The organism is Kouleothrix sp. (assembly GCF_046328425.1).
Taxonomy (GTDB): domain Bacteria; phylum Chloroflexota; class Chloroflexia; order Chloroflexales; family Roseiflexaceae; genus Kouleothrix.
The window spans coordinates 69786-82549 of the sequence record NZ_JAXLWP010000005.1 but is presented as its reverse complement, the minus strand read 5'-3'; the positions used below and the strand labels follow the sequence as shown (position 1 = coordinate 82549).

Sequence of the window (12764 nt, the reverse complement as noted above, 5' to 3'; positions counted from 1 at the left end):
GAGAACCGAATGACGATCCAAACCACCGAGAGCGGGCCGCTGTATGGCCTGCGCATGTTTCGCAAAGACATCGGCGTGGCGCTGGTGGTGCTGGTGGCGCTGGCGGCCGGCTGGCTGCTGCGCGCCCAGGCAATCGGCGGCGTGAAGCAGTTCCAGGCGCCGGATATTCCCCTGCGCCTGGCCTACCCGGCCAGCTGGAGCGTGGCCGACTCGCTGCAGGACGTGCTGCTGAAAGTTTCCGACCCGCAGACCGACTCGGCCTTCAAGACCACGCTGACGGTCGAAAGCCGCGAGATCGACCCGGCCAGCCCGATCGATATGCAAACCCTGCTCGACCGGCGCGTCGATCAGCACACCAAGCTGACCGGCTACCATTTCGTCGGCAACAGCGACACCACCGTGGCCGGCGTGAGCAGCTCGGCGCTCGAGTACGCGTATGTCGTGCAGCCGATCGACCAGCCGCGCCGCGCCGCGCTGCCGGTGGTGGTGCGGGCGCGCGAGTACATCGTGGCCGCCGCCGACCGCACCTACTACATCACGCTGGCCGCACCCGAGAATGAGTTCGACGCGGCCTCGGCGCAGTTCGACCGCATACTACAGACGGTGCAGGTGCAATGAGCGATCAACACACCCCCCAGCAGCCCGACGAGGTGCTCGGCCACCTCGCGCACGGCGAGGCCGATAGCGGGCTGCACGCCAGCCAGCCGGCCAGCCACCGCAAAGCCGCGCAGCCGGCCGAGCCGCTGGCCCGCCCACGCGGCGCGCTGGTGGCCATGCGCAAAAGCGGCGGGCTGCGCTTCACCTGGCGGCTGATCGTGGTACACCGCGACGGCCGGCTGATCTACAAGAGCAACGAGCTTGGCGCGCCCGAGGGCGCGCGCGTGATCGGCACGCTCGACGCGGCCCGCCTGGCCGAGCTGCAGCAGGCGATCGATCACACCGACTTCGCCGCGCGCTCGTTTGGCGCGCGCCAGAACCCCGACGCCTTTGCCTACGAGATCATCGCGCGCGTGGGCCGCAAGAATCGCTACGCCGAGGCCTTCGAGGGCAGCATCCCCGCCGCGCTCAAGCCGCTGATCGGCCTGCTGAGCGCGCTGCTGCCCGCGCCGCCCGAGATCGACGCCGAGGCCGACAAGCCCGACGCCGAAGACGAGTAGCGCCACGCCGGCCCGGCCGGCCAAGATCAGCCGTTCGGCGGATGGTGCGCGCGCAGCCGGCGTGATATTCTGGGGCCATCCGAAAATCGCCGTATATCGATCCGAGGTAGCGCAATTATGTCGACGCAGTCTGCCAATCTGAAGAGCTAACGCCGCCGTTTGGCGGCGTAGCAGGGCTAGGGCGCACGCGCCCTGGCGCCACGCCTTCAGTTGGTCGCACTGCGCCCATATAGCTGCCGTACGCTTCAGCAAACGCCAAAAGCAGCAGGCCGTGGGCGAGTCAGCATCGTTCACGGCCTTTGTGCGCCCGCGACCTGACGACCAGCCCCGTGGCGCTCAGATAGCCCCGCATACGCACCGCCGGCCGCCCAACTTATCCACATTTGGGCGTATTTATCCACAATCAAACCGCGGCGACAAATGCGTTTCGAAAGCCGATCGGAATGATTGCCGATCGCATCCGCATCGCTAAAACCATGGCCGGCAAACTGGTGCAAAAGCGCGACAACCGCGCGCGCTACGGCCAAAAACCGAATAGTTATCCACAGTGCCTCAGGCCGCGCCAGCACAGCAGAATAGCGCGGCGCCGGCACGGCAAAGCTTTGCAAAGGAGGGCTAGCATGGGCCAGATTTCGACTGAGCTGAGGCTGCGCGCCGGCACACTCGACGACCTGCCGCAGGTTGTGGCGCTCGCCAACGCCTGCGCGCGCGAGACGATCGGCCGCGACGAGCTCACGATCGAGGGCTATATCAACGAGTGGCAGGACCCGGCGATCGACATTGCCGCCGACACGCGCGTGGCCGAGCTGCCCGACGGCACGATCGCCGGCTGCGTCGAGGTGTGGAGCCAGCCGCCGCATATCGACAGCTGGCTGTGGGGCCGGGTTCACCCCGAGCTGCGCGGCCGTGGCGTAGGCACTGCGCTGATGGACTGGGCCGAGGCTCGCGCGGCCGAGCGCCTGGCCAAGGCCCCCGACGGCGCGCGCCTGGTGCTGGTGGCGGCCAGCCCCAACGACCACGCGCCGACCAGCGCGCTGCTGCGCGAGCGCGGCTTCGCGGTGATGCGCGACTCGCTGACCATGGAGCGCAGCCTGGAGGCAGCGTCGCCGGCGCCACACTGGCCCGCAGGGATTGTGGTGCGCAGCCTGCAGCCGGGCGACGAGCCGGCGGTGTACCGCGCCGCCGACGAGGCATTTGAAGATCACTGGGGCCACGTGGCCGCGCCCGACCAGGACGAGGCGATGCGCACCTGGCTGCACCACCTGACCGGTCGCCCCGAGTTCGACCCGTCGCTGTGGTTTCTGGCGCTCGACGGCGACGCAATCGCCGGGGTGGCGCTGTGCTACCCGGCACGCGCCGGCGACAACACGCTCGGCTGGGTGAGCACGCTGGGCGTGCGGCGGCCGTGGCGGCGGCGCGGGCTGGGCGAGGCGCTGCTATACCACGCGTTCGGCGAGCTGCGCGCGCGCGGCCGCACCCGTGTGGGCCTCGGCGTCGACGCGCAAAGCCTCACCGGCGCCACGCGCCTGTACGAGCGCGCCGGCATGCACGTGGTGCACCGCCAGATCGCATTCGAAAAAGAGCTGCGGCCGGGCAATAATCTTTCGACCCAGAGCATCTAGCGATTGGCACTATGAACGCATCATTCACCGGCCACCGAGGCCTGCTGCTGGCGTACCTGCGCCCGCGCCGCGCCCAGGTGGCGCTGCTCAGCGCCCTGCTGTTCGGCGGCATCGCGCTCGAGCTGCTGAACCCGCAGATCCTGCGCGGCTTCATCGACGCCGCCATGGCGGGCGGCGCGCCGGCCCAGCTGACGCGCGCCGCGCTGCTGTTCATCGGCGTGGCGCTGGCCCAGCAGCTCGTGACGGTCGGCGCCACCTACATGAGCCAGAGCGTCGGCTGGAGCGCCACCAACGAGCTGCGCGCCGACCTGATCGCCCACTGCCTTGGGCTCGACCTGGCGTTTCACAAGACGCACACGCCCGGCGAGCTGATCGAGCGGGTCGATGGCGACGTCACCGCGCTGGCCACGTTTTTCTCGCAGTTCGTCATTCTGGTGCTCGGCAATGGCGTGCTGCTGCTGGGCGTGCTGGCGCTGCTGTTCCGCGAAGATTGGCGGGTGGGCGCGGCGCTGACGCTGTTCGTGCTGGTGGCGCTGGCGGTGCTTAACCGGCTGCGCAGCTTCGCCGTGCCGCAGATGGCGGCCGAGCGCGCGGCCAGCGCCGACCTGTTCGGCTTCCTCGAGGAGCGGCTGGCCGGCATTGACGACATCCGCGCCAATGGCGCGGGCGGGCACGTGCTGCGCGGTTTCGCCGGGGTGGGCCGCCAGCTGTACCTGAAATCGCGCGCCGCCGGCATCCAGGGCAGCCGCATGTGGTCGGCAAGCATGGCGCTGTTTACGATCGGCTACACGCTCGCCCTGGGCCTGGGCGCATACCTGTACATGGGCGGCGCGGTGACGATCGGCACAGTCTACCTGTTCTTTCAGTACACCGAGCTGCTGCGCCGCCCGCTTGAGCAGATTGCCGACCAGCTGCGCGAGCTGCAGCGCGCCAGCGCCGGCGTAGGCCGGATCGTCGCGCTGGCGCAGCTGGGCCCCACGCTGCACGACGGCGCCGGCGCGGCGCTGCCCGACGGCGCGCTGGCGGTGGAGTTCGGCCGGGTGTCGTTCGGCTACGACGACGAAAGCATGCCAGGCGCGGATCGCCAACCGCCGAGCGCCGGCGATCTGCCCGCGCCCTACGGCTCGCAAACAGCGCCGGTGGTGCTCGCGGATGTTTCCTTCGCGCTGGCGCCCGGCCGCGTGCTGGGGCTGCTCGGCCGCACGGGCAGCGGCAAAACCACGCTCACGCGGCTGCTGTTCCGGCTGTACGACCCGACCGATGGCGCCATCCGGCTTGGCGGCGCCGACCTGCGCGCGCTCACGCTGGCCGACCTGCGGGCGCGCGTGGGGATCGTGACGCAGGACGTGCAGCTGTTCGGCGCGAGCATCCGCGACAACCTGACGCTGTTCGACCGGCGGATCGACGACGCGCGGATCATGGCGGCGCTGGCCGAGCTGGGCCTGCGCGAGTGGCTCGACGCGCTGCCGCACGGCCTCGACAGCGAGCTTGGCCCAGGCGGCGGCGGGCTCTCGGCCGGCGAGGCCCAGCTGCTGGCGTTCACACGCGTATTTTTGCGCGACCCCGGCCTGGTGATTCTGGACGAAGCCTCGTCGCGGCTCGACCCGGCCACCGAGCGCCTGATCGAGCGCGCGGTCGGCCGGCTGCTGGCAGGGCGCACCGGCATTATCATTGCGCACCGGCTTGCCACGGTGCAGCGCGCCGACGAGATCCTGATCCTTGAGGGCGGGCGCGTGCTCGAACACGGCCCACGCGCGGCGCTCGCCGCCGACGCACAGTCGCGCTTCGCGACACTGCTGCGGGTTGGGCTCGCGGAGGTGCTGATATGAACCAGTGGCGCATGGGCGCGCGCCTGGCGCGCACGCGGCCCGGGCTGTTCGCGGCCTCGTTTTTCCTGTGGATCGTATTTGCGTTTATGCCGCTGGCGACCGGGCTGCTGATGCGCGCGTTTTTCGACACGCTCACCGGCGCGGCCCCGGCGCGCGTCGGCCCGTGGGCGCTGCTGGGGCTGCTGCTTGGCTCCGAGGCCCTGCGCATCGGCGTGCTGCTGGCCTGCATGGCCTGCTGGGTCACCTTCTGGAGCGCGGCCGAGTGGCTGATCCGTGGCAACGTGCTGGCCTGGCTGGTGACGGGGCCAGGCGCGCGGGTGCTGCCCGAGTCGGCCGGGGCGCTGGTGAGCCGCTTCCGCGACGACGTGCACGAGTACCTGATTTTCCTCGACACCTGGCTGGACGTAACCGGCGAGATCGTATTCTCGGCGGTGGCGCTGGCGATCATGCTGCGGGTCGACGCGCTGATCACGCTGGTGGTATTCGTGCCGATGATCGGGATCGTAGCGGTGACGCACCTGGCCGGCACGCGGATCAACGCCTATCGCAAGGCCAGCCGCGCCAGCACCGGCCGCGTCACCGGGTTTATTGGCGAGCTGTTCGGCGCGGCGCAGGCGATCAAGGTGGCCGACGCCGAGCGGCACGTGGTGGCGCACTTCCGCGCGCTCAGCGAGCAGCGCCGCCGCGCCGCGCTGCGCGACCAGCTGCTTAGCTCGCTGCTGGACTCGTTCAATGTGAACACGGTGAACCTGGGCATCGGCCTGATCCTGATGCTCGCGGCCGGCGCGATGGGGCGCGGCACGTTCAGCCTTGGCGATTTCGCGCTGTTCGCCAGCTACATCGGCTGGGTGGCCGGGCTGCCGCGCTGGGTCGGGCGGCTGCTCACGCGCGCGAAGCAGGTGTCGGTGTCGCTCGCGCGCCTGGCCGAGCTGCTGGCGGGCGCGCCGATCGGCGCGCTGGTGGCGGCCACGCCAGAGCCGAGCGCCGATGGCGAAACGGCCAGAGCGCAGAGCGTAGAGCGCACAGCTCGCAGCTCAGCTTCCAGCTCGAACCTGCTGCTCGAGGCGCGTGGGCTGAGCTACCGCTTTCCCGGCAGCGGGCGCGGCCTGGCGCACGCCGACCTGCGGCTGGAGCGCGGCTCGTTCACCGTGATCACCGGGCGCATCGGCGCGGGCAAGACGACGCTGCTGCGCGCGCTGCTGGGGCTGCTGCCGGCCGACGCGGGCGTGCTGCTGTGGGAAGGCGCGCCGGTGGCCGACCCGGCCACCTTCCTGGTGCCGCCGCGCTGCGCCTACACGCCGCAGGTGCCAAGGCTATTTAGCGAAAGCCTACGCGACAACCTGCTGCTCGGCGCGGCAGCTACGCCAGCCGACCTCGAGCGGGCCTGCTACACCGCAGCGCTCGAGCGCGACCTGGCGGCCATGCCGCAGGGCCTCGACACGCAGGTCGGCGCGCGTGGCCTGCGGCTCTCGGGCGGGCAGATCCAGCGCGTCGCCGCCGCGCGCATGCTGGTGCGCCAGCCCGCGCTGCTGGTATTCGACGACCTCTCGAGCGCGCTTGATGTCGAGACCGAGCAGGCGCTGTGGGAGCGGCTAGCGGCCGGCGATCGGCAGCCCGCCGCCGGCAGCGCACCGCCGACCGTCCTGGCCGTCTCGCACCGCCGCGCCGCGCTGCGCCGCGCCAGCCAGATCATCGTGTTGAAGGATGGGCAGGTGGTGGCGCGCGGCCCGCTCGACGAGCTGCTCGCAACATCGGAGGAGCTGCGCCAGCTGTGGGCCGACGACACGGCCGAGCCAGCCGAGGTGCTGGTGTAGCTAGAGCGCGGCCGCGTAGCGAACGGCGCTCTGGAAGATCGCCAGCCCATCGCCGGCGCTGCGCCACGGCTCGCGCGACCAGCGCGGGTGCTGGTGGGCGACGATCGCGTCTTCGGGGTGCGGCATCAGGCCCAGCACATTGCCCTGCGGGTTGCACACCCCGGCGATCGCGTCGTCGGAGCCGTTGGGGTTGGCCGGGTACGCGGCTGGCCCGCCATCGGGCGCGACATAGCGCAGCGCCACCTGGCCGCTCGCGCGCAGCGCCGCCAGCGCCGCGCAGTCGCGCGCAACGAAGCGGCCCTCGCCGTGGGCCACCGGCACTTCAATCGGCCGCTCCAGGCCGCGCGTAAACACGCAGCGGCTCGCCGCGTCGGCCGCGAGGTGCACCCAGCGGCACTCGAACTGGCCCGAAGCGTTGTCGGTGAGCGTGGCGAGCGGAGCAGCAGCCCCTGGCGCGCCGCTCGCGGTTCGCGGCTCCTGGCTCTGCGCGGCCGAGCCTGGCAGGATGCCGGCCTTCACCAGCACCTGGAAGCCATTGCAGATCCCGATCACCGGCCGGCCGTCGGCCACGAACGCCGCCAGCTGCTCGCCCAGCCGGTGGGCCAGATCGACCGCCAGCAGCTTGCCGGCGCCGAGGTGATCGCCATACGAGAAGCCGCCGGGAATGATCAGCAGCGCGTAGTCGGCCAGGCGCGCGCCGCCGGCCACAACGCGGTTGACATGCACGCGATCGGCAAGCCCGCCGGCCAGCTCAACCGCAGCGGCGGCGTCTTCGTCGCGGTTGATGCCGGGGGCGCGGAGCACCAGGGCTTTAGGCGTCATGGCAGGCTTTCTGGCTTAGGCAGGCTGCAATTCCCAGGGTATCGGCGCTAGGCGGGCGCGCTATAGCGCGCCGCGTATTTGGCTTCAGCTGCCGCGAAACTCCATCTCGACCTCGCCGATCTTGATCCGGTCGCCGGGGCGCAGGCGCTGCGGCTGGCGCGGCACCATGGCGCGGTCGTTCAGCAGCGTGCCGTTGGTCGAGCCGAGATCGGTGAGCGTGTAGTAGTCGCCGTTGCGATCGAGCAGGGCGTGGTTGCGCGAGGCAATGCCGCGATCGTGCTCGGCCAGGTCGATCTCGGGGTAGTGGTTCTGGCGCGGGTCGCGCCGGCCGATCTTCATGGGCATGCGCTCGAGCTTCTGCTCCCAAGCCGCGCGCGGCGAGGTGATCAGCAGCCGGCCGACCGGCGGCGCGCCCAGCGGCGCCCCGCAGCCGGCGCAGAAGCGCGCGCCAGCCTTGTTCACGCGCCCGCAGCGGCTGCACGTGACGCCATTGGCCGGCAGCGGCGGGCTGGCGACCGCGACTGGCGGAGCCTTAGGCGCCGCCGGCAGTATCGACGAGGTGATAGTTGGCGTCGAGGCGTGTACCGGCGGCGGCGCCGGCGCGCGATCGACCGGATTGACGAATGGCGCATCGAGGCAGGCCAGCATCGCCTGCTCGAACGCGCGCATATCCTGGAAGCGCGCGTTGGGATCGAGCGCCATAGCGCGGATGATCACGCCCTCGGTGCGGTCGTCGACCGACTGGTTGAGCTTGCGGATCGCGCCGGGCGCGGGCGTCTGCAGCGGGATAGGCGGGATATTCGTCAGCAGGTGCAGCAGCGTCGCGCCAAGCGCGTACACATCCGAGCGCGCGTCGGTCTGGCCTCTGCCGTACTGCTCGGGCGGGGCATAGCCGGCCGAGCCCATGGCCACAGTATCTTTCGACTTGCCCTGCTTATGCGTGCGCGCCACACCGAAATCGATCAGCTTGAGCACGCCGTCGGGCGTGAGCATAATATTCGAAGGCTTGAGATCGCGGTAGATGATCGGCTGCGGGCGGCTGTGCAGGTAGTGCAACACCCGGCTAACCTGGATGCCATAGCCGAGCACCTGCTGCTCGAGCAGCGGCGCGTTGGCCTCGCGCATGCGGTCTTCGAGCGTCTGGCCGGGCACAAACTCCATCACCATGGTGGGGCGGCCCTGGAAGGTGAACAGCTCGGCCACCACCGGCAGGTTGGGGTAGCTGAGCGATTCGAGCAGGCGCGCCTCTTGCTCGAACAGGCGGCGATTTTCGGCCACCTCGTCGGCGGGCGCGTCGGGCAGCGCGCGCATTTCCTTGAGCGCCCAGACGGTGCCATCGGAGAGGCGCTGCACCCGGTAGACGGCGCCCATGCCGCCGCGCCCGATCAGCGCCAGGATCTTATATTGGTCGTGGGTTCCGGGCACGATCGTTTCGGGGCTGAGCAGATCGGTGAAAGCGATCATAGGCGACACCAGATTGCTAGGTTACGGGCGCGGCGTAAGCGCGCGCTTGATTGTACCATACTATTCGGCTATACCGCCGCGCCGCGCGTTACCACCACCTCGCCCGAGGCGCGCAGCGCGGCGATGTCGCGGTCGACGGTGCGCCCGGTGACGCCCAGCGCGGCCGCGAGGTCGCCGACGGTGGGCTCGGCGCCCTGGGCCAGCGCCTCGGCGCACAGGCGGCGCAGGCGCGCCTGGCGCTCGGCGGCCTTGCCGCCGCGGGCGCGCGCCTCGGTATCTTCGGCGCTCTCGAGCGTCCACAGCACCTCGGCGAACTCCTCGGCGCGCAGCGGCCGGCCGCGCGGCGTGCCCTGGCGGGCCAGGCGCACCAGCACCTGGCCGGCTGCAGGCTGCGCCGAGATACGCATGGCGCGCTGGAGATCGGCGGCGATCTGCTCGCTCAGCGCCGCCAGGCCGCACTGCTGGGCCAGCGCCTGGGCGCGCAGCAGCACCGTGCGGGCCTCGGCGGCGCGGCGCTGGCCCAGCAGAAATGCGCCATAGCACGCGCAGGTGCGGCTCACATCGCTCTGGTAGCTGGCGTTCTGCAGCAGGCGCTCGCTCTCGCGGAAGCACACCTCGGCATCGGGAAGGTCGGCGGTGGGCGGCGGCAGCGCGCCGGCGCGGTCGGCGGCGCGCACCTGGCCCAGCACGCACAGCGCCACGCCACGCTGGGCGCGGGCGCCGAGCCAGCGGATCAGCGCGAGCGCCTCGGACACCTGCTCGAAGGCCTGGCCTACCTCGCCCAGCTGCAGGCTCAGCTCGGCCAGGCCAAACAGCGCGCGGACGCGGTTCAGCCGATCTTCGCTGGCGTAGGCGGCCTGAAGCCAGCGCCGCGCCTCGGGGTAGCGGCCCATATCGCGCAGCACATTGCCCAGCACGATCGAGTCGTACTGGGCGGCGGCGGTGCGCCCCAGCTCGACATGCGTCTGGTACACTTCCTCGACGGCGGCAAGCGCGTCGTCGAGGCGGCCCATGCGCCGCAGCGCCTCGGCGCGCGAGATCTGCGCCTCGGAGACTTTGTCGCGCGCGGCGCTGGCGCGAAAGAACGGCAGGCTGGCTTCGAGCAGGCGCAGCGCCTCGGGCAGCGCGCCGCGCCACAGCAGCAGGTTGCCCAGCGCGATCGTGCAGTCGTGCTCTTCGTACTGGGCGCCAAGGTGCTGGAACACCGCGCGGGCTTGCTCGAACAGCGCCACGGCGTGGTCGGTGGCGCCGTGGATGCGCAGCGTGGCCCAGGCCAGCCGGTACCAGCAGCGCGCCAGGCCGGCCTGGTCGTCGAGCGCCTCGTAGATCGCGCGCGCCTGCTCGAACAGCGTCACCGCCTCGCCGTAGTCGTCGCGGCGCAGGTTCACCACGCCGGCCTGGTAGAACGCCTCGGCGCGGTCGATCAGGCGCGGGCTCTCGGCGGCCAGCGCCATCGCGCGGCGGCTGGCGCGGTCGGCCAGGTCGTAGTCGTTGGTATGGCCGGCGACAAAGCACAGCCCGTTGAGCGCCTGGATCTGGGCGCTGCGCCGCGCGCCGTGCCGCACAGTCGCGTCGGCTGCGCGCGCGTCGCGCTCGGCCAGCTGAAGCACCGCCTCGTAGGCCAGTATCGCGTTGGTATACTCGCCCAGCAGCATGGCCACCTCGGCGCGCTTGAGGTGAATGCTCCAGAGCGTAGCGGCGGCTGCGGCGGCCGGGCCGGCGTTGGCGTTAGCCTCGAGCGCCTGGTTGTAGTTGTGCAGCGCGTCGCTGTAGGCGTACACCAGCCGGGCGTGATCGCCGGCCCCTACCAGGTGCGGGAAGGCTTTTTCCCAGGCGCCGGCGAGGTAGAAGTGCTGCGCCAGCGCCTCGACGCGGGCGTAGTGCTCTTGCTCGAGCACCTCGGCCGCGCGCAGGTGCAACGCCCGGCGGGTCTGGTCGTCGAGCTCACTGTAGATCACCTCGCGCAGTGTCTCGTGGCCGAAACGGTAGCCGGCGGTATCTTCTACCAGAAACTGGCGGTGCAGCAGCTCGGGCGGCAGCGCGCCATCGGCCATGCGCGCGAGCGTCGTCGGGGTGAAGTTCTGGCCCAGCACCGCCGCCGCGGCCAGGGTGGCGCGCTCGGCCGGCGGCAGCTCGCGCAGGCGGTGATCGATCGCCTGGTGCAGCGCGGCGGGCAGCTCAAGGTCGTGATAGTCGGCGCCGGGGCCATCCCAGGCGGTATGCCACACGCCCTGCGCGTCGCGGGTGAGCTTGCCCTGGTCGTAGAGCGCGCGCAGCGTCTCGAGGATGAAGAACGGGTTGCCGCCGGTGGCCTCGGCCAGGCGCGCGCTGAAGCGCGGGGCCGGGTGGCGCATCTTCAGCGCGCGGCGCACCAGGTCGGCGCACTCGTCGGCGCCGAGGCCGCGCAGCTCGACGCGCCGCAGCAGGCCGGCGCGGTCGAGCTGCAGCAGCATGTTCCACACGGCCGGGCGGTGCGGCAGCTCGTCGGCGCGCCCGCTGGCCACCACCAGCAGGCGCGCGTCGCGCAGCGACGGCAGCACGGCGGCCAGCGCCTCGAGCGTGGCGGTGTCGCCCCAGTGCAGGTCTTCAAGGATGATCACCTGCGGTGCGATCTGGGCCAGCGCCAGTAGCACGCCGCCGATCGCGGCGCGCAGCGACGTGACGTGGTGCGCGCCGGAGGCGGGCGCGAGAAAGCTGATATCGGGCAGCAGCTCGGGCAGCTCGGGCAGCAGCGGGCTGAGCGCGTTGAGCGTGGCGGCCGGTAGCAGCTCGGCCAGCTGGCGTGCCCGCGCCGGCGTGAGCGCGGCGGCCAGCACTTCGCGCAGCGGGCCGAACGGCAGCGCCTGGGCGTCCTCGCGGCCGCGCCCCCAGCTCACCTGCGCGCCACGCCACGCGGCGCCGTCGGCGGCCTCGTGCAGCAGGCGGCTCTTGCCCTGGCCGGCCACGCCGGCCACCAGCACCAGGCCGCCGGCGCCAACCAGCGCCTGCTCGACCGCGTCCATCACCTCGGCGCGGGCCGACTGGCGGCCGACAAACGGCACATCGTTCGAGATCGCGAAGCGCGGCTCGTTGGCCTGGGCCGGCGCGCCGGCGCGGCGCTGCTGCAGCGCCACCAGCTCGTCGTACAGGCTCTGCGTCTCGGGCTCGGGCTCGACGCCCAGCTCGGCCTGGAGCGCCGCGCGGCACTGCTCGAATACGCGCAGCGCGTCGGCGTCGCGGCCAAGCAGGTAGTACAGCCGCATCAGCGCGCGGTGGGCCACCTCGCGCAGCGGGTCGGCGCGCACCAGCAGCAGCGCGCTCTGCAGCGCCTGATCGTACGCCTGGCGGCTCTGGTCGTAATCGAGCAGGTACTGCAGCGCGCCGAGGTAGCGCTCGCGCAACCGCTCGCGCTCGTAGAGCGCCCAATCGTCGTAGCACTCTTCGAGGAAATCGCCGCGGTAAAGCTCGACGGCTGCGCGCAGCGGCGCCGGGTCGGCATAGGGCGGCTGGAGCCACTGCTCAAACGCAATCAGATCGACCCAGATATCCGCGTCGGGGCGAAATGTGACGGTGTCGCCGCCAAGCACAAAGGCGGCGGTCTCGTCGCGGCCGGGCGGCACCAGCATGCGGCGCGCGCGCCAGAGCGAATCCGAGAGCATGCGGCGGCCCTGGCGTGGCGGCAGCTCGGGCCAGAGCAGATCGACGAGCTTGTCGCGACTTTGCGGTACGTGGTGGTGCGCTATCAGGTAGCCAAGCAATGCCAGCACGCGCTGGGTAGGCGGGCGCAGCGGCGGCGCCTGGGCATGGCTAATTTCGAGCGCACCAAACAACGAGATACGAATAGCGGGTTCGTTCATCACCGTGCCTACAGCCACCCTACTGCCAAAGCCAAGGCTGCGTCTGTGCGATGACGACACAAATCAGCATGCTTATGAAATGAACGTTGTGCGCGGCCTCATTGTATGCGAGGCGCGGTGGCATGTCAACGGGCTTGGCGCCGCTGCCAGCCGCGTGGAAACGCAAGACGCGCTGGTTTGCCCTGAGGCATGCACGCACAGCACCGCTCGCCGGCCCGGC

8 protein-coding genes are annotated in these 12764 nt (G+C 71.2%); 5 read left to right on the top strand and 3 right to left on the bottom strand.

Annotated elements, in window-relative coordinates:
- Positions 1–9: 9 nt before the first annotated feature.
- The 5 genes from U0177_RS05050 to U0177_RS05030 all read left to right on the top strand — a co-directional run bounded on the left by U0177_RS05050 (position 10) and on the right by U0177_RS05030 (position 6422).
- Positions 10–618, top strand: a complete 609-nt coding sequence (locus tag U0177_RS05050; protein ID WP_409569509.1) for a hypothetical protein — start codon at positions 10–12, stop codon at positions 616–618.
- On the top strand, positions 615–1157 hold the full coding sequence (locus tag U0177_RS05045; protein ID WP_409569508.1) for a hypothetical protein: 543 nt from the start codon (positions 615–617) through the stop codon (positions 1155–1157). Before U0177_RS05050 ends, U0177_RS05045 begins: the two co-directional genes overlap by 4 nt.
- A gap of 620 nt (positions 1158–1777) precedes the next feature.
- Positions 1778–2779, top strand: coding sequence for a GNAT family N-acetyltransferase (locus U0177_RS05040; RefSeq protein WP_409569507.1), 1002 nt, complete (start codon positions 1778–1780; stop codon positions 2777–2779).
- A gap of 11 nt (positions 2780–2790) precedes the next feature.
- Positions 2791–4608, top strand: a complete 1818-nt coding sequence (locus tag U0177_RS05035) for an ABC transporter ATP-binding protein (protein ID WP_409569506.1) — start codon at positions 2791–2793, stop codon at positions 4606–4608.
- Entirely contained in the window at positions 4605–6422 is a 1818-nt protein-coding gene (locus U0177_RS05030) for an ABC transporter ATP-binding protein (RefSeq protein ID WP_409569505.1), read from the top strand. The genes U0177_RS05035 and U0177_RS05030 overlap by 4 nt, the downstream gene beginning before the upstream one ends.
- On the opposite strand, the gene purQ is transcribed toward U0177_RS05030, so the two are convergent.
- From purQ to U0177_RS05015, 3 genes are all read right to left on the bottom strand, one after another.
- Positions 6423–7244, bottom strand: a complete 822-nt coding sequence (purQ, locus tag U0177_RS05025) for a phosphoribosylformylglycinamidine synthase I (RefSeq protein ID WP_409569504.1) — start codon at positions 7242–7244, stop codon at positions 6423–6425.
- 84 nt (positions 7245–7328) lie between these two features.
- Positions 7329–8708, bottom strand: a complete 1380-nt coding sequence (locus U0177_RS05020; protein WP_409569503.1) for a protein kinase domain-containing protein — start codon at positions 8706–8708, stop codon at positions 7329–7331.
- Positions 8709–8776: 68 nt separating this feature from the next.
- Complete coding sequence (locus tag U0177_RS05015; RefSeq protein ID WP_409569502.1) at positions 8777–12544, bottom strand: BTAD domain-containing putative transcriptional regulator; 3768 nt, start codon at positions 12542–12544, stop codon at positions 8777–8779.
- Positions 12545–12764: the final 220 nt, after the last annotated feature.